Below are 26,109 nucleotides of genomic sequence, written 5' to 3'. Positions count from 1 at the left end.
TTAAGAGATGACAAATACAAAAATATACTGTCAACCCTGACAGTTCTGTATATGTATTTTTTTATAACCAACGACTCTATAAGAGTCTTGAGTCGCGGCTGACAATCGAGCCGACGCAGGTGAACACGCAATCAATTGTAGGAGCGGGCTTACCCGCGAAAGCGGTGTGTCAGTCGATGCATACGGTGGCTGGCACGCCGCTTTCGCGAGCAAGCCCGCTCCCACAGGGGACCGAGCCAGGCTCAGGGTCAGTGCATGAAAAGGGCAATCAGGATGATGATCGGGATAGGTACGCCGAGGAAGAAAAGCAGAATTGAGCGCATGATGTTCTCCTTGAATTAACGGACAAAATGTTCAGTTTCGACATACACCACCGCATCCCGACGACGACCGCCATAGGTTGCAGCGAAGCTGGCAAAGAACGCGCCGATCAGCAGCGCAATAAAGGTCCACAGCGAGGTATAGGCAGCCACCTTCGCAGCCGTGTCAGCGGCCTGTTTGGCTTTGAGCTTGGCGTCTTCCAGTGCCTTGCGGGCGTCGCCGTAGACCTTGTCGATCCGCGCTTCGGCGTCGGCCTGGCTAAGGTTGGTGCGCTGGCTGATCAGTTGAGCCAGGTAGGCACGATCTTCGGCGGCCAACTGGCCGTCGTTGCTCAGGGTGCGGGCGAAGATGCGCGCCACCACGCCGTGGGCCGCGTCATCGCTGACGGCAACTGGGCGGTCGTCACGGAACAGGCTGTCGACGTAGTAGCCGAAGTCGTCGCCTTTCACGGCCGTACCGGCAGCTTGGGCCGCGCCAGACACCACACTGGCACCGGCTTTTACGCCGCCACCGACCACGCTGCTGACCGAGCCGACCACCAGGATCGCGGTGATCAGCGTCGCCACGGCCCAGGCCAGGAAGCCATGGGCGGTGTCGCGGAAATACACCTCATCGCCGTGCATATTGGCCCACTTCACCCGCAACCGACCGGCGATGTACCCGCCCAGGCCCGATGCGACGATCTGGGTAAACGCCAGCCAGATAATTGTGGAAATGCCCAGCCCCTTCGCACTCATACCGCTGTCGGCCCACGGCGACACCGCCGAGAAGCCCAGGCCGAAGCCCAGCAGTACGAGGATCAGGGACAGCGCAGCCGCCGCAGCGGCCCCGGCAAAAATCGCCCCCCAGGAAACCCCGGAGCGCGTGCTCGACTCTTGCAGCGTGGATGAGGATGTGATCATTGTTGTTGTGCTCCCGGCAGGAAAAATGATGTTACAAGTCTCGGGAGGGAGAGTGCAGGCGGCGTGCCAGTCGCCTTGAAATTTAATATCCAATGTTTTCAACAAGTTAAATAACTTGAACTTCCTAGGACCATGCAACTTGCAAGAAACACAGGGTTAGGACGGGCGTTATGCAACCTCAAGCTGAACTCGGTCAGTGTGGGAGCGGGCTTGCTCGCGAAAGCGATCGTTCAGTGACAGTAATGCTGTCTGACACACCGCTTTCGCGAGCAAGCCCGCTCCCACATTGAACAACGCCAGCCAATAGAAACCTGTTGGCTTTGCCAAGATGAAGTTTAATTTAGGAAGCGTTCAGGCATTTGTTGGCAAAATGTCCCCACTTCTAGTGTGAATCGCTCACCAGGTAATCCTATGACCCGCATTTTGACCATCGAGGATGACGCCGTTACAGCTCGCGAGATCGTCGCCGAGCTGAGTAGCCATGGACTGGACGTAGATTGGGTAGACAACGGCCGCGAAGGCCTGGTCCGTGCCGTCAGCGGCGATTACGACCTGATCACCCTCGACCGCATGCTTCCCGAACTCGATGGCCTGGCCATCGTCACCACCTTGCGCACCATCGGTGTGTCGACGCCGATCCTGATGATCAGCGCCCTCTCCGACGTGGACGAACGCGTACGCGGCCTGCGCGCTGGCGGTGATGACTACCTCACCAAACCCTTCGCCTCCGATGAAATGGCCGCCCGCGTGGAAGTGCTGTTGCGGCGCAAAAGCACGGTCAAGGAATTCGAAACCGCCCTGCGCGTGGCCGACCTGGAACTGAACCTGATCAGCCGCGAAGCCAGCCGCGCCGATCAGCCGCTGAGCCTGCTGCCCACCGAATACAAGCTGCTGGAATTCTTGATGCGCAACACCGGGCAGATCCTGTCGCGCATGATGATCTTCGAGGAAGTCTGGGGCTATCACTTCGACCCGGGCACCAACCTGATCGATGTGCACATCGGCCGTCTGCGCAAGAAAATCGATCCACCGGGCCTCACGCCGCTGATCCGCACGGTACGAGGTTCCGGCTATGTCATTGCTGAACCCCTCTAAGGGCTGGCGTTCTTCCAGCAGCCGTTTGCTGGCGTTGTACAGTTCGTTGTTCGTGGCGTGGAGCTGCATCCTGATGGGGGTGCTGTACTACGAGGTGTCCGGGTACCTGGGCGACCTGTCGCGCCACTCCCTGATGCAGCGCCAGCACCTGTTTCAGCGCTTCGACGGCGAAGAACTGGTGGAAGCGCTGACCACCAGCATGACCTTCGACATGAAGGGCGTGGACGCCTATGGCTTGTTCGATGAGCAATTCAAGCCATTGAGCGGGCCGATCCGCGCCATTCCCCCCGACCTGCCGCTGGACGGCAAGATCCACGCCCTGGCCAACTGCGTCGATTCCGACGACCCCAAGTTGCCCAAAGACAGCTGCGACGCCGTGGCCACCCACACCGACGACGGCCGCTGGCTGGTGCTAGTGCGCGCCAACGGTTCGTTGTTTGGCGTGACCCGCATCATCTGGCACGCGTTGTTGTGGGCGCTGTCGTTGACCATCATCCCCGGCGCCGCTGGCTGGCACTTGCTGCGCCGTCGCCCGTTGCGACGGATTCGCGGCATTCAAGCCAGCGCCGAAGCTATCGTCGCCGGCGACCTCACCCACCGCTTGCCGCTGTCGAATCGGCGCGATGAGCTGGACATGCTCGCGGCCATCGTCAACGCCATGCTCGACCGTATCGAGAAGCTGATGAACGAGGTCAAGGGTGTATGCGACAACATCGCCCACGACCTGCGCACCCCGCTGACCCGGCTGCGGGCGCAGTTGTATCGCATCCGCCAGGAGGCCGAAGAGGGTTCGGGCTATGCGGTGAAGCTCGATGATGCGATTGCCGAGACTGACACCTTGATGGCGCGGTTTCGCGGGCTGTTGCGCATCTCGGAACTGGAAGACCACCAGCGCCGCTCCGGCTTTTTGGTGATGGACCCACTGCCGTTATTGCGCGAGCTGCATGACTTCTACCTGCCCCTGGCCGAGGAAGGCGAGTTGCAACTGGTACTCGAAACTCCGGAGTCGTTGCCATGGATCACCGGCGACCGGGCGCTGCTGTTCGAAGCCCTGGCCAACTTGCTGAGCAACTCGATCAAGTTCTCACCGGCCGGTGGCGTGGTGGTGTTGCGGGGCGTCAACGACGGCGGCAGCACCCGCATCGAGGTGCACGACTCCGGGCCGGGCATACCGGCGGCGGAGCGCGATGCGGTGTTCCAACGGTTTTATCGGGTGGACGAGAGCGACCAACAAGGCGGATTTGGGTTGGGGCTGTCGATTGTGGCGGCGATCATCAACCTGCATGGGTTCAGGCTGGATGTGGGGACCAGTGAGCGCGGGGGCGCGCGGTTGGTGCTGGAGTGTCGTCAGCAGCTCATGCCAGAGGCCTGAGAATCCCCTCGGTCAAAAATGTGGGAGCGGGCTTGCTCGCGAATGCGGTGTGTCAGTCAACAGATCTGCTACTGATAGACCGCATTCGCGAGCAAGCCCGCTCCCACATTCGACCTGCATTGCCTGGTGGATCGAGTTAGAAGTTGGCCCGCAGTGCCTCAACCCCACCTTTGTAGACACCGGCAAACAACTCTTCAACCGCGGCATCCGTAGTGCCCGCCGCTGGCGTGAACACGCCGGACCAGGTCACCTTCGCCGACGAATCGGTCAACGCTTCAACCTGCAACGTCGCCAGGTACGCACTCACCGGAAACGGCGACTCTTCGATGGTGTAGCTGTAAGTGCGCCCCACGTTATCAAAGCTCTGCAAACGCTCGACAATCACGGCGCCGTCGGCCGCTTGCAGGTGACGCACGCGGCCGCCCTCGCCTGGCTCGCTCTTGACGATCAACGGCAGCCATTTGGGCAGGTCGTTGAAGCCGCCGACCAATTCCCAGACCTTGTCAGCGGATACCGGGATTTCAATTACTGCGGATGCTGTTGGCATGTTGAATCTCCAGAAGTCATAGGAAAACGTCGCCCAGCCTGCCACGCATGACCCATCAATGCATCATTTCCCGCAACCGATACCACAACATCCCCAGCGCCAGCAGCGGCGAGCGCAAGGCCTTGCCGCCGGGAAACGTCATGTGCGGCACCTGGCTGAAAATATCCAGGCCCTGGCTGTGCCCGGCGTGGATCGCTTCGGCCAGCAGGCGTGCGCACCAGTGGGTCACGTTCAGCCCGTGGCCGGAATAACCTTGGGCATAGAACACATTGGGGTAAAGCTGTAATCGCCCCACCTGCGGGAAGCGGTTGGCGGTAATGCCGATCTTGCCGCCCCACTGGAACTCGATCGCGGTGGCCGCCAATTGCGGGAACACCTTGAGCATTTTCGGCTGCATATACGCGGCGATATCCACCGGATCACGCCCCGAGTAATGGCAGGCGCCGCCGAACAACAGGCGACGGTCGGCAGACAAGCGGTAGTAATCCAGCCCGACTTTCTGGTCGCACAGCGCCAGGTTTTGCGGGATCAGTTCGTTCGCCAATGCCACCGACAACGGCTCGGTGGCGATGATGTAGCTGCCCGCTGGCAGCACCTTGCCGCTCAGGCGCGGTTCCAGGTCATCAAGGTGCGCGTTACAGGCCAGTACCAGGCTCGCCGCGCGCACCGTGCCACCGGCGCACCGCACCTGCACCGTGTCGCCGTGGATCAGCTCCAGCACTTGGGTGTGCTCGAAGATCCGCACACCCAGAGACTCGGCCACCTGCGCTTCGCCCAGTACCAGGTTCAGCGGATGCAGATGCCCGGAGCCCATGTCCACCAGGCCACCGGCATACACCGTCGAGCCCACCACCTGTTGCATCTCCTGCGGGCCCACCAGGCGGGTTTCATGGGCATACCCCATGGCCGCCAAGTGTTCCTGTTCGCCCTTGAACGCGGCGAACTGCGCCGGGGTGTTGGCCAGTTCGCAAAAGCCCCAGCGCAGGTCACAGTCGATGCCGTGCTCGCGGATGCGCTCGCCCACCTGTGCCACCGACTCAATGCCGGCCCGCTCCAGGTAGCGCACACCCTCCTCGCCTACGTATTTGGCGAACCCCGAGACATCGTGGCCGATGCCGCGAATCAACTGCCCGCCGTTGCGCCCGCTGGCGCCCCAACCAATACGCCGGGCCTCCAGCAGGATCACCGAGAACCCGCGCTGGGCCAGTTCGATGGCGGTGTTCACGCCGGTAAAACCACCGCCGATCACACACACGTCGGCGCTCAGGTCGCTGCCCAATACCGGGCGCTCGGGTATGGCATTCACTGACGCGCGGTAGTAAGACTGGGCGTGGTCGCTGGACTGGATCATTTGTTGGTCTTCACTTTGCTCCAGGCGCGGGTCATCAGGCGCATGGTCGCAGGCGTTGGCGTGGTCGAAATATAAAGTTTGTCGAGCACTGCCTGAGGCGGGTACACCTCAGGGTTGTTCACCAGTTCGGGGTCCATGAAGGCCTTGGCCGCCGGATTGGCGTTGGCGTAGCCCACCGAGGCGCTGACCTTGGCGATCACCTCAGGGTCGAGCAGGTAGTTGATGAAGGCGTGGGCTTCTTTCGGGTTGCTCGCGTCGGCCGGGATGGCCAGCAGGTCGAACCACAGGTTGGAGCCTTCCTTGGGAATCGAGTAGGCGATGTTCACGCCGTTCTTGGCTTCCTTGGCGCGGTTGGCCGCCTGGAACACGTCGCCCGAATACCCAAAGGCCACGCAGATATCACCGTTGGCCAGGTCCGAAATGTACTTGGACGAATGGAAATAGGTGATGTACGGGCGCAGCGTCAACAGCTTGGCCTCGGCCTGTTTGTAGTCTTCGGGGTTCTCGCTGCGCGGGTCCTTGCCCATGTAGTTGAGGATCGCCGGGAACAGCTCGTCTGCCGAGTCGAGGAACGCTACGCCGCACTGGTTGAGCTTCTTGATGTTCTCGGGCTCAAACAGCACTGCCCACGAGTCGATATGGTCGATGCCCAGCACCTGCTTGACCTTGTCGACGTTGTAGCCGATGCCGTTGGTGCCCCACAGGTAGGGCACCGAGTGGGCATTGCCCGGGTCGTTCTTCTCCAGCAGTGCAAGCAGCTTGGGGTCGAGGTTCTTGAAGTTGGGCAGTTGCGAACGGTCGAGCTTGAGGAACGCACCGGCCTTCACCTGGCGCGCCAGGAAGTGATTGGACGGCACCACCACGTCATAGCCGGTACGCCCGGCGAGCAACTTGCCCTCCAGGGTCTCGTTGGAATCGAACACGTCATAAATCGGCTTGATCCCGGTCTTGGCCTGGAAGTCGGCCAAGGTGGTTTCGCCGATATAGTCGGTCCAGTTGTAGATGCTTACCGTCGGCGCCGCCTGGCTGGCACCGCTGAATGCGGCCACCAGGGCCAGCGGGAGAAGCTTGTTCACAAGACGCATAGCCACACTCCTTTATGATTTTTTAAACGCTCAACAGCAGGAACTCACGTTCCCAGGAACTGATCACCCGCTTGAAATTCTCATGCTCGGCGCGCTTGACCGCGACGTAGCCACGCACAAACTTGTCGCCCAGGTACTGCTTGACCGTGTCGCAGGCCTCCATCCGCGCCAGGGCGTCCTCGATGGTGATCGGCAGGCGCAGGTTGCGGCGCTCGTAGGCACGGCCTTCCACCGGGGCGCTGGGTTCGATCTGTTCGATCATCCCCAGGTAGCCACACAGCAGACTAGCGGCAATTGCCAGGTACGGATTGGCATCGGCGCCGGGCAGGCGGTTTTCCACGCGCATCGCATCGGGGCTCGAGGTGGGCACGCGCAGGCCAACGGTGCGGTTTTCTTCGCCCCACTCCACGTTGACCGGGGCCGAGGTGTCCGGCAGGAAGCGGCGAAACGAGTTCACGTTGGGCGCAAACATCGGCAGCAGCATGGGGATGTACTTCTGCAGGCCGCCGATATGCTGGAGGAACAGTGGGCTCATCTTGCCGTCGGCATCGACGAATACCGGCTTGCCGGTGGCGATGTCCACCACGCTCTGGTGCAGGTGCATGGCGCTGCCCGGCTCGTCGGCCACTGGCTTGGCCATAAAGGTGGCGGCCACATTGTGCTTGAGCGCGGCTTCGCGCAGGGTGCGCTTGAACACGGTGATCTGGTCGGCCAGGTCCAGGGCATCGCCGTGGCGGAAGTTGATTTCCATCTGTGCCGGGCCGTCTTCGTGGATCAGCGTATCGAGGTCCAAGCCTTGGGCTTCGCACCAGTCGTAGACGTCTTCGAACAGCGGGTCGAATTCGTTGGCGGCGTCGATGGAGAACGACTGGCGCCCCGTCTCGGCACGCCCGGAGCGCCCCACCGGGGTTTTGAGCGGCAGGTCCGGGTCTTCGCAGCGCTGGGTCAGGTAGAACTCCATTTCCGGCGCGACAATCGGCTGCCAGCCCTGGTCGGTGTAGAGCTGCAAGACCTTCTTGAGCACATTGCGCGGCGACAGTTCGATGGGGTTGCCGTGCTTATCAAAGGTGTCGTGGATCACAATCGCAGTGGGCTCAATAGCCCACGGCACCACATAAGTGGCGTTGGACACCGGGCGGCAGACCATGTCGATGTCGGCCGGGTCCAGCAGGTCGTAGTAGATATCGTCGTCGACAAAATCCCCGGTCACCGTTTGCAGCAGCACACTTTCCGGCAGGCGCATGCCTCGCTCATGCAGGAACTTGTTGGTGGGCGCAATCTTGCCGCGGGCGATGCCAGTCAAATCACTGATCACGCACTCGACCTCGGTAATCTTGTGTTCTTTCAGCCAGGTGGAGAGCTGATCGAAGGGGGCGTTCATAAGGACCTCGTCATGGATGACCGGCTTGTATTGCCAGCGCATTGAGGTCTATCTTGGGCCGGCCTTCGAACGGCATCTATCCACTTTGCACGAACCACAACGCACCAATAGAGTGCGCACGGATCTCCCATGACACAGGCAACCGCCTTGCGCGTACAGGCCTTCACCACCGGTGATGTGGCCGCCCAATGCAGTGCGACACCCGGCTGGGTTCAGCAGTACCAGCAAATGTCCCCAGGGCATTTTGCCGGGCAGATCCGCTACCTCGACCTGCACGGTGTGCAGGTGTACGAAGAATGCATGAACACCCGCGTGGAACAGCATTTCAATGCGCCGCCAGGTTCCCTGGCATTCTGTTTTGACGGCAGCGACAACGCGCTGTACCTGCTCAATGGCGAAAGCCGCAACACCTGGATCACCCCGGAAAACTACCGCGAAGTGGCGGTGGTGTTCGGGCCGCAGTTCGTGCAACGCCATGGCTTGGATGTGACCAGGTTGGAAGGCCTGTTCATGGCGCCGTTGACCTGCCAGCAGAATGCGCTGTTCACCCGCTGGCTCAGTGGCACGCTGACGCGTTTGTCCACAGAGATCGACCCCATCGCCCTCACGCAGCAACTGCTCGATGACTGCCTGTACATCCTCGACAACGCCTGTGTGTGCCTGGACCACAGTGGATTGCAAAAACGCAGTGAGGAGCGCCGGTTGATGGCGCGTATTGGCGAATGGGCGGCGGATGCGCCAGACGAAACCGTCAACCTGCTGGAACTGGCGCAGATTGCCGGTGTGCCATTGCGCCAGTTGCAGCAAGGGTTCAAGACCTACACCGGGATGAGCCCGGCGCAGTGGTTAAGATTGCGCCGGTTGAATGGGGCGCGGCGGGAGTTGTTGGGGGCCAGCGATACCACGGTGGCTGAGGTGGCGATGAATTGGTCGTTTTGGCATTTGGGGCGGTTTTCGAACAGCTATCGGGCGTTATTCCAGGAGCTTCCCAGCGAAACCCTGAAACGTCACTGTTAGAACGCGGTTGAACATGTGGGAGCGGGCTTGCTCGCGAATGCGGTGGGTCAGCCAAAACATCTGTGTCTGATACACCGCTTTCGCGAGCAAGCCCGCTCCCACAGTTGACCGCGTCCTACCTTTGGATCTTGGTCAAGCTTGAGATTTGAGGAACGTCGCCATCAGTTGGTTGACCTGCTCCGCCGCCTCCAACTGCACCATATGCCCCTGCCCCGGCAGCACCTCCACCTGCGCCTCCAACCCCTGCGCATGCCGCACCGGGATGATTGCATCATCACTGCCCCAGACCACCAGGCTCGGCTGGCGCCCCACCACGTGGCGCGCATCCACCTTCTGCTGCCCACCCTCAAACAACGCGGTATTGAGCTGGCGCAGCGCCTGATCCACACCTTCCAAGCGTTTGAACTTAAGCATGTCCTCCAGCATCTGCCGCGTCACCAACGCCGGGTCGCTGAACAGTTGGGTCAACTGCGGCTTGAGCGCATTGCGGTTGTTGGCCTCGGCAAAACCTTGCAGGTAATCACCGTTGATATCGGCCCCCAGGCCAGCGCTGGCAATCAGGGTCAGTGAGGCCACGCGTGCAGGGGCCTGGTCGGCTACTGTCAGCGACACCAGCCCGCCCATGGAATGCCCGGCCAGGTGCACGCGCTCCAGTTTCAGGTGGTCGAGCAGGTCCAACACTGCTTGGCTCAGTTCCTTGGCATCGCCGCTGTGCAGGTGCTTGCCCGACTCACCATGGCCGGGCAAATCCAGGGCGATCACCCGGCGTTCGGCGGCCAGCGCCGGTTGGTTGAACAGCCAGTTGTTCAAGTCACCGCCAAACCCGTGCACCAGCACCAGCGGCGTACCGCCTTCGCCCACGTCGAGATAGCGCAGCAGGCGCCCGCCAATCTCGACTTTTTGCGCACTCGGGCCGCTGGCTTCAGCCTCGGCCGTATTGGCGACAAAACCGGCATTGAAGCTGCCGATCACTGCATCGATTTGCGCTTCGCTGGCGTCACCTTCTACGACGATCCCCAGCAACGCCCCCACCGGCAACGTCTCATCACTCAACGCCAACACCCGGCGCAGTACGCCACTGAATGGCGCCTCCACGCTGCTGGAGATCTTGTCGGTCTCCACATCCAGCACTTCCTCGCCCTTCTCCACCCGGTCGCCGGGTTGCTTGAGCCAGATATCAATGCGGCCCTCGGTCATCGACAGCCCCCATTTGGGCATGGTCAGGGTATGGATCATGCGGCATTCCTCTTGTCGGCGATCTTCAGCACGGCGGCCTCGACCTTCGCGGCGTTGGGGATGTACAGGTCTTCCAGCGCATCGGAGAACGGCACCGGCGTGTGGGGCGCGGTGACCATTTGGATCGGCGCGCGCAGGGACGCAAATGCCTGTTGCGCCACCAACGCGCTGATATCGGTGGCAATGGAGCAACGCGGGTTGGACTCGTCGATCACCACCAGGCGCCCGGTTTTTTCCACGCTTTCCAGGATGCTGTCTTCGTCCAGGGGGCTGGTGGTGCGCAGGTCCAGCACTTCGCAGTCGATGCCCTGGCGCGCCAGGTTGGTAGCGGCTTCCAGGGCGATATGCACCATGCGCCCGTAGGTTACCAGGGTCACGTCCTTGCCTTCGCGCACAAAGTTGGCCTCGCCAAAGGGCACGGTGTAGAGCTCTTCCGGAACCTCGCCTTGGAGGCTGTAGAGCATTTTGTGTTCAAGGAAGATCACCGGGTCGTTGTCGCGGATCGCCTGGATCAACATACCCTTGGCGTCATAGGGCGTGGCCGGGCACACCACTTTGAGGCCGGGGATGTGGGTCCACATCGAGGTGAGCATTTGCGAATGCTGTGCCGCCGCACGCAGCCCGGCACCATACATGGCGCGGATCACCAGCGGTGTGGTGGTCTTGCCGCCGAACATGTAGCGGAACTTGGCCGCCTGGTTGAGCAACTGGTCGAGGCAGCAGCCGATGAAGTCGACAAACATCAATTCGCACACCGGGCGCATGCCTCGGGTAGCGGCGCCTACGGCCATGCCGACGTAGCCGACTTCGGACAACGGCGCGTCCAGCACGCGGTCGGGGAACTGCGGGTACAGGCCTTTGGTCACGCCGAGCACACCGCCCCAAGCGTCTTGCTCGCCTGGGGAACCGGTGCCGCCGGACACGTCCTGGCCGATGATGAACACGCTCTGGTCCCGGCGCATTTCCTGGGCCAGGGCTTCGTTGATTGCCTGCTGGTAGCTGATTTTGCGAGCCATAGGATTTTCTCCAGATATTGTTATTAGGGGTAGGCGACGTAGACATCACTGAGCAGGTCGGCGGCCTGGGGCTTGGGATCGGACTTGGCACGGCGCACGGCGTCTTCGATCAGCTGCGCGACTTCACCGTCGATGCGTTCGAACTGCGCCGCATCCAGCCAGCCTTCGGCGTTGCAGCGTTGGCGGAAAAGCGCCAGGCAGTCGGCGCTTTCACGCAGGTTCTTCACCTCATCGGGGCCGCGATAGGTCTGCGCATCGCCCTCGAAATGGCCGTAGAAGCGGCTCAGCTTGACCTCCACCAAGGTCGGGCCATCGCCCTCGCGCGCACGCTCCACAGCGACGCCCAGCGCCTCGTGCACGGCGAAGAAATCATTGCCGTCGACAATCACTCCCGGCATGCCAAAGCCCACTGCGCGCTCGGCGATGTCTTTGCACGCCACTGACCAACCGGAGCCTGTGGCCTCGGCATAGCCATTGTTTTCAGCGACGAACAGGCACGGCAGTTTCATGATCGCGGCCAGGTTCATCGCTTCGAACACCGCACCTTCGTTGGAGCCGCCATCGCCAAAAAACGCCACGGCCACGCCCTGGCTGCCCTTGAGTTTGGACGCCAGTGCCGCGCCTGCGGCCAGCGGCGCACCGGCCCCGACGATGCCGTTGGCGCCGAGCATGCCCTTCTCCTGGTCGGCGATGTGCATGGAGCCGCCCTTGCCGCCGCACACGCCGGTTTTCTTGCCGTAGATCTCGGCCATCATGCCGAACACATCCACGCCCTTGGCGATGCAATGGCCGTGGCCACGGTGGTTGGAGGCGATGCAGTCTTCATCGTTGAGGTGGGCCATCACCCCTGCAGCGCTGGCCTCTTGGCCCGCATAGAGGTGCACGAAACCAGGGATCTCGCCGGTGGCGAATTCCACATGCAAGCGTTCTTCGAAATCACGGATGGTGCGCATCACGGTGTAGGCATGCAGCAATTGATCGGTGGTCAGGTGAGTGGACATCTTGTTGTTCTCCAGGTTGTCTCGACACACAAAAGGCTGATGGTGCTCAGCTACAAGCCCTTCAGCACAGCCTGTGCCAAAGCGCTAAAAAACCTGGCAAAGCCTTGACCCAGAGCAGTTGTCGCACTGCCCTGCCCTGCGCAGAATGAGACGGGCCATTGCAACCCGCAGGCGCCGTCTCAGGCACAATGAGACGCTGCGTCTCAGGCCGGGCGGTTGGTCAGGCCGCACTTGTCCCACGCGCCCCTTGCGCGCTTAATGGCGGGCATAACAACAAAGATCGAGAACCGGAGGCCTTATGCTCGCCGCGAACTCCAGGGAACACGTCGACTGCGTCAGTCGCGTGGTCCGCAATGCCGATCGCCTGCCCCAGGCGCCGGTGCCATCGCTGATCTTCGACTCCTGGCGACGCTCCATGGAGCAACATCACCTCGACCCCGGCTCCCTGCAGGGGCCGCGTATCCTCACCGAACCCTTGCTCAAGGAATGCCGCGAGCACGCCGAACTGTTCATGCGCATCGCCAGTGAAGCCGTCGGCCAACTGCACCACCGCGTGCGCCAGGCGGACTACTGCGTGATGCTCACCGACGCCCAGGGCCAGACCATCGACCACCGCGTGGACACCGCGATCCGCAACGATTGCCGCAAGGCCGGCCTGTACCTGGGCACCTGCTGGTCGGAAGCCGAAGAAGGCACCTGCGGCGTGGCCACCGTACTCACCAGCAAGGCCGCCGTGACCGTGCACAAGCGCGATCACTTCCGTGCCGCGTTCATCGGCCTGACTTGCTCCGCCGCACCGATCTTCGACCCCCAGGGCAACCTGCTGGGGGTGATGGACGCCTCGGCGCTCAAGTCCCCGGACGACCGGCGCAGCCAACACCTGGTGCGCCAGATGGTGGCGCAAAGTGCCGAGGCCATCGAAAACGCCTTCTTCATGCACAGCGCCCGCCAGCACTGGGTGCTGCAAGCCCACAGCACACCGGGCTACGTCGATAGCCAGCCAGACCTGCTGCTGGCCTGGGACCAAGACGGACGCCTGCAAGCGTTGAACAGCAAGGCACGCCAGGCCCTGCGCCTGCGTTTTGGTCAGGTGCCGGGGCATATCGGCGAAGTGTTCGACCTGGATGCGTTGCGTGCCGTCACCGATCAATCGGCCCAGCAACTGCACTGGCTGGGGGAAACCGGAACGCTGCACGTGCGGGTCAACGCACCTCGTCGCAAGCCGGCGCGGCCGGCTTTGACCCCTTTGGTGGATGCCCGCGTGGAGGAACACCTGCGCCTGGCTGTGCGGGTCAAAGACCGCAACCTGCCGGTGCTGGTGCAAGGCGAAACCGGCGCGGGCAAAGAAGTCTTCGCCCGCCAGTTGCATGAACACAGCGCTCGTCGCACCGGCCCATTTGTGGCGGTGAACTGTGCAGCGATCCCTGAGAACCTGATTGAGAGCGAGCTGTTTGGCTACGTGGCCGGGGCCTTTACCGGGGCGTCCAGCAAAGGCATGCCGGGGCTGCTGTTGCAGGCTGATGGCGGCACGGTGTTCCTTGATGAAATCGGCGACATGCCATTGGCCTTGCAAACGCGGTTGTTGCGCGTAATGGCTGAGGGTGAAGTGGCACCCCTGGGCTCGGCAAAAACCCGCAGCGTAGACATCCAGGTCATTGCCGCCAGCCACCGCGACCTGGCCGTGTTAGTGAGCGAAGGCCGCTTTCGTGAAGACCTGTACTTTCGCCTCGGCTGCGCGCGTTTCTGCCTGCCGCCGTTGCGTGAGCGCACCGACAAGCTGGCATTGATCAATCGTTTGCTGGAGCAGGAAGCGCGCAACAGCGGGGTCTCGGTGGGTATCGGCCACGCTGCGCTGGAGCGGCTGCTGGGGTATGCCTGGCCGGGCAATGTGCGGCAGCTGCGGCATGTGTTGGCGTATGCCTGTGCAGTGTGTGAAGGCGGCACGGTGCAGGTGGCGGATTTGCCGGTGGAGGTTCGCGGAGAACAGCTGGAAGAGTTGATTGAAGAACCTGTGAGCCCGGAACGCCAAGTCGTTCTCGATGCGCTGATCCGCCATCGCTGGAAGCCGTTACCGACCGCGCAGGCGCTGGGAATCTCCCGAGCAACCCTGTATCGCCGGGTCAACCAACTGGGCATCGACATGCCCAACAAAACCACCTGACACCGTAGGATCAAAATGTGGGAGCAAGCCCCCTCCCACCTTTTGATCCCATTTACCCTGAGGGATCAGCGGTAGACGAGGCCGCCGTCGATCAACGGCGCCTGCCCGGTCATGTAATCCGCATCCGGCCCAGCCAGGAATGACACCAACCCCGCCACATCCTCCGGTGTTTCCGCGCGGCCCAAGGCGATGCCATCCACATACTTCTTGTACGTCGCCCCGACCTCAGCGCCGGTAATCTCGGCCATGCGCTTATCGATCTCCACCCACATATCGGTGCCGACCACGCCAGGACAATAGGCGTTCACAGTGATCCCGCTGCTGGCCAGTTCCTTGGCCGCCGCCTGGGTCAACGCCCGCACGGCGAACTTGGTGGCCGAGTACACGCCCAGCAACGCAAAGCCTTCATGGCCAGCGATGGAACAGGCGTTGATGATCTTGCCCTTTTGCTGGAGCGCCTTGAACTTCTTGCCCGCCGCCTGGATGCCCCACAACACGCCCTGCACGTTGATGCCCAAGGTGCGCTCAACCTGCTCCGGGCTCACGTCCAGCAGCGAGTCGATCTGCGCAACGCCTGCGTTGTTGACGATGATGTCGAAGCCGCCCAAGGTCTGGTGCGCGTGTTCCACCGCCGCCACCACCTGCTCGCGTTTGGACACATCGGCGATAAACACTGACGCCTTGCGCCCCAGGGCCACCACCTCGGCCGCCACGGCTTCGAGCTTGGCACCATTGATGTCCACCAGGGCGATATCGGCGCCGTCTTGAGCCAGACGCAACGCAATGGCGCGGCCGATGCCTTGCCCGGCGCCGGTGACCAGCGCAACTTTTCCAGCAATAGCCATGACAATCTCCTGCAATCGATGAGGGAAGCCTTGTCTATCGCAGGTCTACACCACGACTGTCGAGGCTCGGATGAGTTGGCGTAAAGGCTGAGACGGGCTGTCTCAAGCCGCGAATCATTCTCGAAAACTTGTAAAAGTGCGCACTTATGCCTAGCTTATGCGCCCCCCGCCCTGCGCTTTAAGGCCCTGCCCCCATGGTTTTGCGTTTTCGTCCCGTTGTCACTTCACGTGTTGCCCTTGGCCTGCTGCTCAGCGGCGGTATTGGCAACAGCTTTGCGGCTGAGCTGGTGCTGCCCGAGGTCAAGGTCCAGGGCCAGGATGAATCCGGCTACCGCAGCGACACCGCGTCGGTGGCGGGCTTTGGCGAAGCCCCGCTGCTGGATACGCCGGCCTCGATCACGGTGCTCAATGCCGCCCTGATCAAGGACCAGCAAGCGCGCCTGCTCAGTGAAGTGCTGCGCAACGACGCCTCGGTGGGCGACAGCTATGCGCCCATCGGCTACTACGAAAACTTTGTGGTGCGCGGTTTCTCGTTGAACGCGGCGAGCAGCTACAAGATCAACGGGCGCACCATCACCGGCGAGCAGAACGTCGCCCTGGAAAACAAGCAGCAAGTGGAAGTGCTCAAGGGCCTGGCCGGTTTACAGAGCGGCATTTCCGAGCCCAGCGGCGTGATCAACTACGTGACCAAGCGCCCTGAGGATGTGCGTTCGGTGACCGTCTCCACCGATGATCGGGGCAGCGGCTACATGGCTGCCGACGTCGGCGGCTGGTTTGGCAGCGAACAGCAATTTGGCCTGCGCGCCAACGTCGCCCATGAAGATTTGAACTCCTACGTGGAGCACGCTAACGGCCAGAGGGACTTTGTGTCCCTGGCGTTTGACTGGAACATCAGCCCCGACGCCGTGCTGCAACTGGATGCCGAATACCAGAACAAGCAGCAGCGCTCGGTGCCAGGCTACCAGTTGCTGGGCGGTACCGAAGTGCCCAATGATGCCTCGCCGAAAAAACTGCTGGGGCACCAGAGCGGGTCCAAGCAGGTGGGGATTGATTCGCTGAACCTTAACGGCAAGTTTGAATACCGTTTCAGTGATCAGTGGAAGGGCAGTGTCAGCGCGGCGCGCAGCAAGGTGGTGATCGACGACTACAGCTCGTTTGCCTATGGCTGCTTCTACGTGACCGGCTGCGAAGCCGCCACCTTCGGCCCTACCGGCGACTACGACGTCTACGACTACCGCAGCCCTGACGACACCCGCCGCGACGACGAAGTGCAGGCGGCCATGACCGGGCTGTTCGACACCGGCGGCCTGGGCCACGAGCTGACCTTTGGCACCAGCGCCTTCCGCCGGGTGATCGACAAGCGCAAGTCGGTCAATGAGTACATTGGCAGCACCAATATCAACGTCGACGCCCCGACCTTCGACCCTACCGACGTGCCGCTGAACGACAAGCAACGGCGCCTCGACAGCCGCCAGTACGGCGTGTTCGTCACCGACCGCATCCGTTTCAACGAGCAATGGCAAACCATCCTCGGTGGCCGCGAAGTGCGCCTGGATGAAAAGGCCTTTGATAAAGACGGCAATCAGGAACGCCACACCCAAACCTACGAGTTCCTGCCCCAGGCATCGTTGATCTACAAACCGGTGGAAAACGTGTCGCTGTACACCAGCTACAGCAAGGGCTTGTCCTTGGGCGGCGAAGCGCCGTGGACCACCAGGAACGACGGTGAAACCTTAGCCCCCACTACCTCGCGACAGATTGAAGCCGGGGTGAAATACGACTGGCGGCGCATCAGCTTCACCGCTGCGGTGTTCCAGACCCGCCAGGCCTACCAGTACGCCAAGCCCGAGGCTGCTGGCACCTTTATCTACGTGCAACAAGGCGAGCAAAAGAACACCGGTCTGGAATTGTCGGCCAATGGCTGGGCCACCGAGCGCTTGCAGATTGCGACCAGCGTGGCGGCAATTCGCGCGCGGGTCACCGGCAGCGGCACCCCGGAATACGAAGGCCACCAGGCGATCAACGTGCCCAAGCTGCGGGCCAGTGTGTATGCCGATTATGCGTTGCCGTGGGTCAATGGGCTGGCGGTGCTGGGTGGCGTGCAATACAGCGCCAAGAAGTACGCCGACCGTACCGGCAATGTTGAGGTGGGGGACTACGCGGTGGTGAATGTGGGCAGCCGCTACACCACCAAGGTGGACGGCTATGAAACGGTGTTTCGCCTCAGCGTCGACAACCTGTTCGACAAGCGCTACTGGCGCGACGTGGGCGAATACATGGGCGATGACTATCTGTTCCAGGGCGCGCCGTTGACGGCGCGCTTGAGTGCTTCGGTCAATTTCTGACACCGCCTTACCTGTAGGAGCGAGCTTGCTCGCGAAGATCGTCAACCGTAACGCGTGCATCCTGGATGAACGCGCTGTGCTTGAGTTTTTCGCGAGCAAGCTCGCTCCTACAGGTGGGGGGGCGGGGGTTATTTAGGCATCTTGCGGAAACCCACCGCCAGACGGTTCCAGCTGTTGATGGTGGCAATGGCCACGCTCAGGTCGATCTGTTCCTGGGCGTTGAATTGCTTGGCCAGTGCGTTGAAGTCTTCATCCGGGGCGCGGGTTTCGCTGATCAGGGTCAGGCTCTCGGCCCAGGCCAGCGCGGCACGTTCACGCGGGGTGAAGAACGGCGTTTCACGCCAGGCCGACACGGTGTACAGGCGGCGCTCGGTTTCACCGCCCTTGCGGGCATCGGCGGTGTGCATGTCGAGGCAGAACGCGCAGCCGTTGATCTGCGACACGCGCAGGCGCACCAGCTCCAGCAGCGGCAGTTCGATGGAGAGTTTGCCGACGGCCGCTTCCAGGGCCAGCATGGCTTTCATGGCATCTGGGGAGGCGGTGTAGAAATCGGTACGGGTTTGCATGGGATAACTCCAGAACGGTGGGGATTGGTGGCTAGATTAGTCACCGCACCGCTCGGGAGAAATATCCAATTCTGGCTAAGAACAGGTGACCAATCCGCCTACAGCCCGCGCTTGCGCAGCCATTGCAGGAAGCCCTTCTTCACCGGCACCACAGGTGCCTCCTGGGTCAGGGCCTGCGCTGCATGCACGCGAAAGTCCAGCAGCGCCTTCATGGCTTCGCCGATGTCATGCCGTGCGTCCAGGCAAGGCTTGAGGTATTCCTTTTCGATGCGATACAGGGTGCAAAAGGTCTTGGCCGAAAAGTCCGCCAGCGCGGCCTGATCGGACAGGATGCCCGCCTCGCCAATCACTTCGCCCGGCCCCATGCGCCCGGCTTCGAACTTGTGCCCATCCTTGGTCAGCCCCACCGAAACCACACCGGTCTCGACGATAAACAAGTGATCACTCACCTCTCCCGCCGGCAAGATCATCTCGCCGGTGCGGTAGGTGTGCAGGGTCATGTTCTGGCTGAAGGTGTCTTTCTCATCCTGGCGCAGGGTGGAGAAAATCGATGAGCGCTCCAGCAACGCCCGCGCGGCCGACATGGCCGGTGGCGTGCTGTTTTCGGTGGCCGACAACAGGCTCACCCCCGCCGCCTGCAAGTGGCGGAACGCCAAGTCATACAGCTGGTTGCGCACTTCGCGCTTGAGGGTCATGGCCGGCACAAAGCCGCTGATCTCGTACTCCACGCCGCCACTGGCGCAGGTCTTGAACGCCACGCTGGGCGCCGGGGTGGCCAGTAGCGGCCGACACCCTTGCATCGCCCGCTCCAACGCCTCGATCACCGTTTGTGGCCGCGCATGGGGGCTTACTTGCAGGCTGACCGCCAGGCCGAACATATCCGCCGGGCGCGAAAAGTTGATGATCTTGGCCTTGGCCGCCAGGGAGTTGGGGATCACCGCCATGCTGCCCTGGGAGGTTTGCAGGCGCGTGGCACGCCAGTCGATATCCGTGACGCGGCCTTCGGTGCCGTCGATGGAGATCCAGTCATCGAGCTGGTACGGCTTGGTGGTGTTGAGCACGATGCCGGAGAACACATCGCTCAAGGTACTTTGCAACGCCAGGCCGACAATGATCGCCACCGCGCCGGACGTGGCGAGTACACCCTTAACCGGCAGGTCGAGCACATAGGCCAGGGCGGCGATGATCGCAATCAGGAAGATCACCGCACCCAGCAAATCCTGCAACAGCCGCCCCGTGTGACCGACGCGCTGCATCATCACCGCACCGAGCAACACCGTTAGCGTACGCGCCGCAAACAACCACCAGCCGATCTGCAAGGCCGTGGCGGCCAGGTGCAAAGCCGTGTTGTCGGCGTACGGCGCCACCAGCATGGGGTTCATGCCATCGTTGAACAGCACCGCGCTGAACACCGCGAAGATCAGCAGGCGAGCGGCGAGTTTCCAGTTGGCGAGGTTGGCAGAGATAAGCCGCCAGACGGCGATGTCGATGAAGATCAGCGCCAGGGCGCAGAGCATCGGGTGATCGGAGATAAATGACGGCATCCAGGCGACTCCAGGGCGAATGCGCAGAAGATCGCATGAAATGGGGATGGCGGGTATAGCGCAGAGCAAAATGTGGGAGCGGGCTTGCACAGTTGGGCTTGTGCCAGGCCGATAAACTGAGTACACCACTAATCCCCTGTGGGAGCGGGCTTGCTCGCGAAGGCGGTGTGTCAGTCGCCACAAATGCTGGCAGACCCTCCGCTTTCGCGAGCAAGCCCGCTCCCACAGAGGTTTTGCAGTGGTCGGTTAATCTTGCATCTCCCCAAACCGCCCCGACTGAAAATCCTCAAACGCCTGATGAATCTCCCGCTCGGTATTCATCACAAACGGCCCATGACCCACGATGGGTTCATCAATCGGTTCGCCACTGAGCAACAGCACCTTGGCATCGTCATTGGCCTCAAGGCTGATCTGGCTGCCATCACGCTCAAACAACACCAATTGCCCTTGGCGTGCGACTTCCTCGCCATTGATCAATACCGTGCCGCGCAGGATCACCAGGGCGGTGTTGCGCCCGGCGTGCAGGTCCAGGGTGGCTGGCTTGCTGGCGTTGAGGCGCAAGTCCCACAGGTCAATCGGGGTAAAGGTGCGCGCCGGGCCTTGTGCGCCAGCGAATTCACCGGCAATCAGCCGCAGGTGCCCGGCGTCGTTGGCCAGGGGCAGTACGGGGATGTCGCCGTCGACGATGGTCTGGTAACCGGCATCGGCCATTTTGTCCTTGGCCGGCAGGTTGACCCACAGCTGCACCATCTCCAGCGCGCCGCCTTTGCGGGCGAAGGCCTCGGAGTGGAATTCTTCGTGGATGATGCCGCGGGCGGCGGTCATCCATTGCACGTCGCCGGGGCCGATGATGCCACCGCCGCCGCTGGAGTCGCGGTGTTCGACTTCGCCGTCGTAGACGATGGTCACGGTTTCAAAGCCGCGATGGGGGTGTTGGCCGACGCCACGGCGTTGCTCGGTGGGGGTGAAATCGGCCGGGCCGGCGTGGTCCAGCAGCAGGAATGGGCTGATGTGTTTGCCCAGGTTGTCGTAGGAAAACAGCGTGCGCACCGGGAAACCGTCGCCGACCCAATGGCCGCGTGGACTGGTGTAGATGCCGATGAGTTTTTTCATGGTGATCCTCCAAAGTGAATACACCATAAATCCGTTAGCAATTACGCGCTAGACGGCAAAAACACCCCAGATCGTTCCACTGATGGAACGGCATACCGGCGAATCGCCACAAAACCCACGTTAATGATAATGACTCGTAGTAATATCCGCCCTCTCCTGCTCAACCCTCCGAGGGCTGCAATGCCGTTTGCCGCAGCAACTGTCGCACCGCGCGTGCTGGTGGTGGATGACCACCGCAAAATCCGCGAGCCCCTGGCTATCTATTTGCGCCGACATACCTTCGAGGTACGTACCGCCGAGGATGCGGCCGGTATGTGGCAATTGCTCAAGGCCCAGGCCTTCGATGTGGTGGTGCTGGATGTGCTGCTACCCGATGGCGACGGCTTTGAGTTGTGCAACCAGTTGCACCGGCGCAGCAACACCCCGGTGATCCTACTGACCGCCCGCGACAGCGCCGCCGACCGTATTCGCGGGTTGGACCTGGGGGCCGACGATTACGTCACCAAACCCTTCGAACCCCGTGAACTGGTGGCGCGTATCAACAGTGTGCTGCGGCGCCAGGGCCGTAACACCGGTCCTGTTGCGCCCAGCAATGGCGTGCGTGCGTACCAATTTGCCGGTTGGCAATTCAGCGTGGCCAACGCCATGTTGAAGCGTGAGGGCAGCCAGCCCATCCAACTGAGCACCGCCGAAAGCCGCTTGCTGCAAGTGTTCCTCGAACACCCCAATACCCTGCTGCCCCGCGAGCGCCTGATCGACCTGACTGCCGCCGCCGACAGCGACGTGAGTGACCGCGCCATCGACCGCCAGGTCAGCCGCCTGCGCCGCAAGCTGGCCCAGGGCGACGAGGCGCTGGACCTTTTGCGCACGATCTGGGGCGGCGGTTACCTGCTGGCCGCCGAGGTCAGTGAATGCGCGCCCTGACGCGACTATGGCCGCGCACCCTGGCACGCCAGCTCAGCGTATTGTTGTTGCTGGCGCTGCTGGCATCGAACGCCATTGCCATGCTGTTTTTGCAACGCACCGGTAGCCTGATCCACCCGTTGTCCCGCAGTTTCAGTCTGGAACGACTGGGCATCGCCCATCACACCGCCATCGACCTCCCCCGCGATGAAACCGCACACCTGCTGGCAGCGATGAGCAGCGGTGAAACACGTTTCTGGATTGCTCCCAGCCCCGAAGTGGCGCCATTCGAACCGCGCCCGGAAGAACAGCGGCTGGCCACCGAACTGCGCAGCCAATTGCAACTGGATAACGCTGACAGTATCGGCATGCAGCTGGAGAGAGTCAGCGGCGCCAACGCCCGCACCCATGTGTTCAGCCCCGCCGGTTGGGCACCGTTGCGCTTGCGCAGCAGCATAAAACTGCCGGACGGAACCTTCTTGAACGCCGTGCAATACCCCGCCGGCGCCTATGAATGGGGCCGCGTCCTGGCCTACAGCCTGCCGGTCACGACCTTGCCGGTGCTGCTGATCGTGATGTTTTTTATCGCCCGCGTGGTGCGCCCGGTGAAAACCCTGGCCCAGGCCACCGAGCGCGTCAGCCGTGGCGAATGGATCGCCCCGCTGCCAGAGACCGGCCCCCAGGAAGCCCGCGACCTCACCGCCGCCTTCAACACCATGCAGGCCAACCTTGCGCGGCATGTCGAGGGCCGTACGCGAATGCTCGCCGCCGTCAGCCATGACTTGAATACGCCGATCACCGAACTGCGCCTGCAAGTGGAGTTGCTGGAGCCCAGCGAAGGCCGCGACGACATGCTCGAAAGCCTCGCAGAGTTGAGCGCAATGGTGCGCGAAACCCTGAACTTCGTGCGTGATGACGCCGTGCAAGAACCCACCACAACGCTGCCCCTGAGCGGGCTTTTGGATGATCTGGCCAAGCGTTATCAACGCTTGCAGCAACCCGTCACCTGGCACGGCGCGCCGCCGCTGATGCTGACCTGCCGGCCACTGGCGCTCAAACGCGCGCTGACCAACCTGATCGACAACGCCCTGCACCACGGCGGCGATGCCCAACTAAGCCTGGCACAACAGAGCAACGGCTGGCTGTGCGTGGAGATCCTCGACCACGGCCAGGGCCTGCCCGAAGACTGGCTGACCAAGGTGTTCGAGCCCTTCGTACAACGGGGCGTCAATGACGGCGGCGTGGGGCTGGGCCTGGCGATTGCACGCTCGTGCATCCAGGCCCATGGCGGCGAATTGGTGCTGGAGAACCGCCCGCCGGCCGGCCTGTGCGCGGTGGTGCGCTTGCCCGCAGCACTTTAGAAGTTGAGCGTGGCGCCCATCCACAGGGTGCGACCGTAGTTCACCGTGCCGTAGGTTTCATCGTCCAGGCGCTTGTCGGTGAGGTTGTTGAGGGAGGCGTTGAGGGTCAGCGAGTCGGTCACGTCAAACGAGCCACCGAGGTCGGCGGTGGTGTAACCCGGCGCGGGTTCGTCGGTGGTAATGGTGTTGCCGGTTTCTTCGCCGTAGTAACTCAGCGACGCCCAGGCTTGGGTGCGGTCGTTGATCGCCCATTCCGTGCGCACATTGGCTTTTTGCTCGGGTGTGAGGGCCAACGGTGCGCCCTTGTTGGCGCCGCTTTTTTGCTCCGAATCGGTGTAGGTGTAGTTGGCCTTGAGCAGCACGCTGTCGTTGATGTCCCATTGGCCGTTGAGTTCGACGCCCTGGATGATCGCCTTGTCGACGTTGACCCGCTCCACCACGGTGTAGCCGTTCCACATACGGTCGGTGGTGACCGTGGAGAGCTTGTCCTGGAAGTCGTTGTAGAACAGCGTTACGCCGCCCGACAGGTTGTCGCGGTTGCTCCACAGCGCCGAGACTTCATAGTTGGTGCTGGTCTCGGGCTTGAGGTCGGGGTTGCCGAACATCACGAAGCGGTTACGGCGCAGGTAGGCGTAGTCCTCGACCACGGCGCGCAGCTCGGGCGCCTTGAAGCCTCGGGCGATACCGCCTTTGAACGTCCATTCATCGGTGGCGCGCCATACGCCATAGACCCTTGGGCTGATATGGGCGCCGTACTCTTCGTGCTCATCCAGGCGCAGGCCGGTAGTAAGGGCGAAGGTGTCGGTGACCGACCATTCGTTCTCGGCAAACAAGGCTTTTTGCGCGACCGAGAATTGATAGTCCACGCGATCACCCAGGCCCTGGTTCCAGTCGGTCAACTCACTTTTATTCCATTGCACCCCCACGGTGCTGACGTTATGGGCGGTGGGCACCACCAACTTGGCGTCGAACACGGTGTTCTTGATCTCGGGTTTGCGCCCGTAGATATCGGTTTGCGCAGGCGTGGCCTTGCCTTCGCGGCTGGAGGTTTCCTGGGACAAGGCAATATCCGAGGTTGCCCAACCCCACCGGCCTTGATGGGACAACGACCAGTGATCACGGTTGTTTTCCTGCTCGCGGGTGGCCCAGTTGGCGCTGGTGCCGTCGCCGTTTTTCAGGCGGGTGGCGCCCGCTTCCAAGAGAATGTCGTGGTCAACACTGGGGGTGAAGGCCAGGCGTGCGGTGAGGTCGCGGTGGTCGGCCTGGCTGAAACCGTTGGTTTGTTCGATATCGTCATCGGCCTGGCGGTCCAGGTAACGGCCCCACACCTGCAAGCCGAGGAAGTCTTCCTTGAGCGGGCCGCTGAGGTAGAACTGGGTCTGGCGGGCGTTGCCCTGGTCGCTGTGCTGGCGGGCCGAGTAGTCGTAGCCGATGGAGCCGCCCCAGGTGGGCGAGACCTTGCGCGTGATCACGTTGATCACCCCGCCGATGGCGTCCGAGCCGTACAGCGAAGACATCGGCCCGCGTACCACTTCAATGCGTTCGATGGCGGCTGCCGGTGGTACGAAGCTCTGCTCGTAGCCACTGTTGCCGTTGACCCGCGACTCCCGCGCGCTCTGGCGTTTGCCGTCGACCATGATCAGGGTGTAATCGGCCGGCATGCCGCGGATGGAGATGTCGGTTTCGTTGGCGCCGCCGTTGACCGTCACACCTTCCACGTCACGCACGGCGTCGCCAAGGTCGCGGTAAGACTTGCGGCGCAGTGTCTCGCCATCGATCACCGTGACCGATGCTGGCGCGTCTTCCACGCTTTGCGCATAACCGGCTGCCGTGACCACGACATCGTTGAGTTCCAGGGCCACGGGTTCGTCGGCGTAGGCATTGAAGCTACCGGCGACCAGCAGCGCCAGGGGTGTGAAGCGAAAAGCAGGAAGCATGGGCGTGGACCTTAGGATTGGACTCAAAAGAGAATCGTAATCATCTGGCCCCGGATAACTTGGACAAAGTGTGACATCCACTCAAGAGCGCCGTCGTGGGAGCTGGCTTGCCTGCGATGGCGTTTTTTCGGTGTACATATCCGTTATTTGCGTTACGGCGGCTATTGGTTTCGCCCTTACGGCGAGTCACTTTTGGAAAAGAGCCCCAAAAGTAACCAAAAGGGCTCTTGCCCCACCACTCGGCACCTCGCTTAGGCTCGGTGTGCCCTCTCTCCGGCTTGAATCCGTGGGCCGCCGCAATGGGCCATCCCTGGCCCAGTGCGGCTAACCCGGCGTCCTGCCGGGTTACCCACGGATTCAAGCCTGCGTTCGGCCAGCGTGGTTTAACGGGGCGCCTAAGATCAAGATCAAAAGCCAGAGCCAGAGCCAGAGCCAGAGCCAGAGCCAGAGCGAACCACTATCTAACTGATGTATGAGATCCAAATGTGGGAGCGGGCTTGCTCGCGAAAGCGGTGTGAAGTTAACGGATTCATCGGCTGACACGCCGCATTCGCGAGCAAGCCCGCTCCCACAGTTGATCTCAGGCGTTTCCGATGACTGGGCAGAATCACCATCGAAGGGGCTGGCTAATTTTTTATTTCGACCATAATATTCAACAAAATATTACCAGCGTAATTTTTCGTAACACCCCGGAGCCCGCCATGACCCCTTCTCCCCAGCGCCTTCTCACACCCCTTGCCCTGTTGATCATCCTCAGCGGTTGCAACAGTCAGGCCGATACCACCACCCAACTATCTCAGCCGCGCCCGGTATTGGCCGCCAAGGTCGAAGCCGCCGGCACCCAGCAAAGCGCCTACACCGGCGTGGTGGCCGCTCGCACTGAAAGCGACCTGGGCTTCCGGGTCACCCTCCATGTCAGGATAGTTGTCGCTTCTTCAAAACTGGAGGGCGTAGGACTGTCGCTTGAAACAACGTCGCTATACCGAAGATGAGAAAACTTGGGTGCTGCA

General features: G+C 61.9%; 20 protein-coding genes and 1 pseudogene. 8 read left to right on the top strand and 13 right to left on the bottom strand.

From position 1 onward, the window contains the following. Positions 1–338: 338 nt before the first annotated feature. The gene (locus ACLD1Y_RS06845) at positions 339–1,223 is read right to left on the bottom strand and encodes a hypothetical protein (RefSeq protein ID WP_429476619.1); all 885 of its coding nucleotides are present in this window, start codon (positions 1,221–1,223) and stop codon (positions 339–341) included. Between the two features lie 411 nt (positions 1,224–1,634). On the opposite strand from ACLD1Y_RS06845, the gene ACLD1Y_RS06840 reads away from it, so the two are divergent. Continuing rightward, on the top strand, positions 1,635–2,318 hold the full coding sequence (locus tag ACLD1Y_RS06840; protein ID WP_010564812.1) for a response regulator transcription factor: 684 nt from the start codon (positions 1,635–1,637) through the stop codon (positions 2,316–2,318). Beyond that, positions 2,296–3,690 (top strand): sensor histidine kinase, encoded by a 1,395-nt coding sequence (locus ACLD1Y_RS06835; protein ID WP_429476616.1) that lies wholly within the window; start codon positions 2,296–2,298, stop codon positions 3,688–3,690. The genes ACLD1Y_RS06840 and ACLD1Y_RS06835 overlap by 23 nt, the downstream gene beginning before the upstream one ends. A 136-nt stretch (positions 3,691–3,826) precedes the next feature. On the opposite strand, the gene ACLD1Y_RS06830 is transcribed toward ACLD1Y_RS06835, so the two are convergent. The 4 genes from ACLD1Y_RS06830 to ACLD1Y_RS06815 are packed head-to-tail and all read right to left on the bottom strand — an operon-like array spanning position 3,827 to position 8,054. Further along, complete coding sequence (locus tag ACLD1Y_RS06830) at positions 3,827–4,237, bottom strand: SRPBCC family protein (RefSeq protein ID WP_429476614.1); 411 nt, start codon at positions 4,235–4,237, stop codon at positions 3,827–3,829. 55 nt (positions 4,238–4,292) lie between these two features. Beyond that, positions 4,293–5,588 carry an NAD(P)/FAD-dependent oxidoreductase gene (locus ACLD1Y_RS06825; protein ID WP_429476612.1) on the bottom strand — a complete coding sequence of 432 codons (1,296 nt, stop codon included), beginning with the start codon at positions 5,586–5,588 and terminating at the stop codon, positions 4,293–4,295. Then, positions 5,585–6,673 (bottom strand): polyamine ABC transporter substrate-binding protein, encoded by a 1,089-nt coding sequence (locus ACLD1Y_RS06820; RefSeq protein WP_429476610.1) that lies wholly within the window; start codon positions 6,671–6,673, stop codon positions 5,585–5,587. Before ACLD1Y_RS06820 ends, ACLD1Y_RS06825 begins: the two co-directional genes overlap by 4 nt. Before the next feature lie 22 nt (positions 6,674–6,695). Beyond that, the gene (locus ACLD1Y_RS06815) at positions 6,696–8,054 is read right to left on the bottom strand and encodes a glutamine synthetase family protein (protein ID WP_429476608.1); all 1,359 of its coding nucleotides are present in this window, start codon (positions 8,052–8,054) and stop codon (positions 6,696–6,698) included. Positions 8,055–8,183: 129 nt separating this feature from the next. On the opposite strand from ACLD1Y_RS06815, the gene ACLD1Y_RS06810 reads away from it, so the two are divergent. After that, positions 8,184–9,071: a helix-turn-helix domain-containing protein gene (locus ACLD1Y_RS06810; RefSeq protein WP_429476606.1), complete on the top strand. Its 888-nt coding sequence runs from the start codon at positions 8,184–8,186 to the stop codon at positions 9,069–9,071. 132 nt (positions 9,072–9,203) lie between these two features. Here the strand turns inward: ACLD1Y_RS06810 and ACLD1Y_RS06805 are convergent, their stop codons facing one another. Genes ACLD1Y_RS06805 through ACLD1Y_RS06795 form a run of 3 tightly spaced genes read right to left on the bottom strand, consistent with a single transcriptional unit; the run spans position 9,204 to position 12,324 of the window. Beyond that, a complete protein-coding gene (locus ACLD1Y_RS06805) occupies positions 9,204–10,307 on the bottom strand; it encodes an acetoin dehydrogenase dihydrolipoyllysine-residue acetyltransferase subunit (protein ID WP_429476604.1) in 1,104 nt (367 codons plus the stop codon). Further along, positions 10,304–11,323 (bottom strand): alpha-ketoacid dehydrogenase subunit beta, encoded by a 1,020-nt coding sequence (locus ACLD1Y_RS06800; protein ID WP_429476602.1) that lies wholly within the window; start codon positions 11,321–11,323, stop codon positions 10,304–10,306. Before ACLD1Y_RS06800 ends, ACLD1Y_RS06805 begins: the two co-directional genes overlap by 4 nt. 23 nt (positions 11,324–11,346) lie before the next feature. Continuing rightward, entirely contained in the window at positions 11,347–12,324 is a 978-nt protein-coding gene (locus tag ACLD1Y_RS06795; protein WP_429476600.1) for a thiamine pyrophosphate-dependent dehydrogenase E1 component subunit alpha, read from the bottom strand. Positions 12,325–12,622: 298 nt separating this feature from the next. Here ACLD1Y_RS06795 and ACLD1Y_RS06790 point away from each other — a divergent pair, with 298 nt between their 5' ends. Further along, the gene (locus tag ACLD1Y_RS06790; RefSeq protein WP_429476598.1) at positions 12,623–14,485 is read left to right on the top strand and encodes a sigma-54-dependent Fis family transcriptional regulator; all 1,863 of its coding nucleotides are present in this window, start codon (positions 12,623–12,625) and stop codon (positions 14,483–14,485) included. A 65-nt stretch (positions 14,486–14,550) separates the two neighbouring features. Here ACLD1Y_RS06790 and ACLD1Y_RS06785 read toward each other — a convergent pair whose 3' ends face one another. After that, positions 14,551–15,330, bottom strand: a complete 780-nt coding sequence (locus tag ACLD1Y_RS06785; protein ID WP_429476596.1) for an acetoin reductase — start codon at positions 15,328–15,330, stop codon at positions 14,551–14,553. A gap of 194 nt (positions 15,331–15,524) precedes the next feature. On the opposite strand from ACLD1Y_RS06785, the gene ACLD1Y_RS06780 reads away from it, so the two are divergent. Then, positions 15,525–17,675: a TonB-dependent siderophore receptor gene (locus ACLD1Y_RS06780; protein WP_429476594.1), complete on the top strand. Its 2,151-nt coding sequence runs from the start codon at positions 15,525–15,527 to the stop codon at positions 17,673–17,675. A gap of 128 nt (positions 17,676–17,803) precedes the next feature. Here ACLD1Y_RS06780 and ACLD1Y_RS06775 read toward each other — a convergent pair whose 3' ends face one another. The 3 genes from ACLD1Y_RS06775 to ACLD1Y_RS06765 all read right to left on the bottom strand — a co-directional run bounded on the left by ACLD1Y_RS06775 (position 17,804) and on the right by ACLD1Y_RS06765 (position 20,898). Next, the gene (locus tag ACLD1Y_RS06775) at positions 17,804–18,241 is read right to left on the bottom strand and encodes a carboxymuconolactone decarboxylase family protein (protein ID WP_429476592.1); all 438 of its coding nucleotides are present in this window, start codon (positions 18,239–18,241) and stop codon (positions 17,804–17,806) included. 98 nt (positions 18,242–18,339) lie between these two features. Then, entirely contained in the window at positions 18,340–19,785 is a 1,446-nt protein-coding gene (locus ACLD1Y_RS06770) for a mechanosensitive ion channel domain-containing protein (RefSeq protein ID WP_429476590.1), read from the bottom strand. A 246-nt stretch (positions 19,786–20,031) separates the two neighbouring features. After that, positions 20,032–20,898, bottom strand: coding sequence for a pirin family protein (locus ACLD1Y_RS06765; RefSeq protein WP_429476588.1), 867 nt, complete (start codon positions 20,896–20,898; stop codon positions 20,032–20,034). Between the two features lie 180 nt (positions 20,899–21,078). On the opposite strand from ACLD1Y_RS06765, the gene ACLD1Y_RS06760 reads away from it, so the two are divergent. After that, the gene (locus ACLD1Y_RS06760) at positions 21,079–21,822 is read left to right on the top strand and encodes a response regulator transcription factor (RefSeq protein ID WP_429476586.1); all 744 of its coding nucleotides are present in this window, start codon (positions 21,079–21,081) and stop codon (positions 21,820–21,822) included. 20 nt (positions 21,823–21,842) lie between these two features. Continuing rightward, complete coding sequence (locus ACLD1Y_RS06755; protein WP_429477063.1) at positions 21,843–23,162, top strand: ATP-binding protein; 1,320 nt, start codon at positions 21,843–21,845, stop codon at positions 23,160–23,162. On the opposite strand, the gene ACLD1Y_RS06750 is transcribed toward ACLD1Y_RS06755, so the two are convergent. Then, positions 23,159–25,099 (bottom strand): TonB-dependent receptor domain-containing protein, encoded by a 1,941-nt coding sequence (locus ACLD1Y_RS06750; protein WP_429476584.1) that lies wholly within the window; start codon positions 25,097–25,099, stop codon positions 23,159–23,161. The two genes, ACLD1Y_RS06755 and ACLD1Y_RS06750, sit on opposite strands and share 4 nt — an antisense overlap. A gap of 701 nt (positions 25,100–25,800) precedes the next feature. On the opposite strand from ACLD1Y_RS06750, the pseudogene ACLD1Y_RS06745 reads away from it, so the two are divergent. Continuing rightward, a pseudogene (locus ACLD1Y_RS06745) lies at positions 25,801–26,007 on the top strand (efflux RND transporter periplasmic adaptor subunit); the annotation flags it as partial. Between the last annotated feature and the right edge of the window lie 102 nt (positions 26,008–26,109).

The sequence above is a fragment of the Pseudomonas sp. 18175 genome (assembly GCF_050432925.1).
Taxonomy (GTDB): domain Bacteria; phylum Pseudomonadota; class Gammaproteobacteria; order Pseudomonadales; family Pseudomonadaceae; genus Aquipseudomonas.
This window is presented reverse-complemented; position numbering and strand designations above follow the sequence as displayed.

Coding starts and splice junctions, on each gene's coding strand:
- ACLD1Y_RS06845 (WP_429476619.1), bottom strand. CDS start 1,223: ATGATCACATCCTCATCCACGCTGCAAGAGTCGAGCACGCGCTCCGGG.
- ACLD1Y_RS06840 (WP_010564812.1), top strand. CDS start 1,635: ATGACCCGCATTTTGACCATCGAGGATGACGCCGTTACAGCTCGCGAG.
- ACLD1Y_RS06835 (WP_429476616.1), top strand. CDS start 2,296: ATGTCATTGCTGAACCCCTCTAAGGGCTGGCGTTCTTCCAGCAGCCGT.
- ACLD1Y_RS06830 (WP_429476614.1), bottom strand. CDS start 4,237: ATGCCAACAGCATCCGCAGTAATTGAAATCCCGGTATCCGCTGACAAG.
- ACLD1Y_RS06825 (WP_429476612.1), bottom strand. CDS start 5,588: ATGATCCAGTCCAGCGACCACGCCCAGTCTTACTACCGCGCGTCAGTG.
- ACLD1Y_RS06820 (WP_429476610.1), bottom strand. CDS start 6,673: ATGCGTCTTGTGAACAAGCTTCTCCCGCTGGCCCTGGTGGCCGCATTC.
- ACLD1Y_RS06815 (WP_429476608.1), bottom strand. CDS start 8,054: ATGAACGCCCCCTTCGATCAGCTCTCCACCTGGCTGAAAGAACACAAG.
- ACLD1Y_RS06810 (WP_429476606.1), top strand. CDS start 8,184: ATGACACAGGCAACCGCCTTGCGCGTACAGGCCTTCACCACCGGTGAT.
- ACLD1Y_RS06805 (WP_429476604.1), bottom strand. CDS start 10,307: ATGATCCATACCCTGACCATGCCCAAATGGGGGCTGTCGATGACCGAG.
- ACLD1Y_RS06800 (WP_429476602.1), bottom strand. CDS start 11,323: ATGGCTCGCAAAATCAGCTACCAGCAGGCAATCAACGAAGCCCTGGCC.
- ACLD1Y_RS06795 (WP_429476600.1), bottom strand. CDS start 12,324: ATGTCCACTCACCTGACCACCGATCAATTGCTGCATGCCTACACCGTG.
- ACLD1Y_RS06790 (WP_429476598.1), top strand. CDS start 12,623: ATGCTCGCCGCGAACTCCAGGGAACACGTCGACTGCGTCAGTCGCGTG.
- ACLD1Y_RS06785 (WP_429476596.1), bottom strand. CDS start 15,330: ATGGCTATTGCTGGAAAAGTTGCGCTGGTCACCGGCGCCGGGCAAGGC.
- ACLD1Y_RS06780 (WP_429476594.1), top strand. CDS start 15,525: ATGGTTTTGCGTTTTCGTCCCGTTGTCACTTCACGTGTTGCCCTTGGC.
- ACLD1Y_RS06775 (WP_429476592.1), bottom strand. CDS start 18,241: ATGCAAACCCGTACCGATTTCTACACCGCCTCCCCAGATGCCATGAAA.
- ACLD1Y_RS06770 (WP_429476590.1), bottom strand. CDS start 19,785: ATGCCGTCATTTATCTCCGATCACCCGATGCTCTGCGCCCTGGCGCTG.
- ACLD1Y_RS06765 (WP_429476588.1), bottom strand. CDS start 20,898: ATGAAAAAACTCATCGGCATCTACACCAGTCCACGCGGCCATTGGGTC.
- ACLD1Y_RS06760 (WP_429476586.1), top strand. CDS start 21,079: ATGCCGTTTGCCGCAGCAACTGTCGCACCGCGCGTGCTGGTGGTGGAT.
- ACLD1Y_RS06750 (WP_429476584.1), bottom strand. CDS start 25,099: ATGCTTCCTGCTTTTCGCTTCACACCCCTGGCGCTGCTGGTCGCCGGT.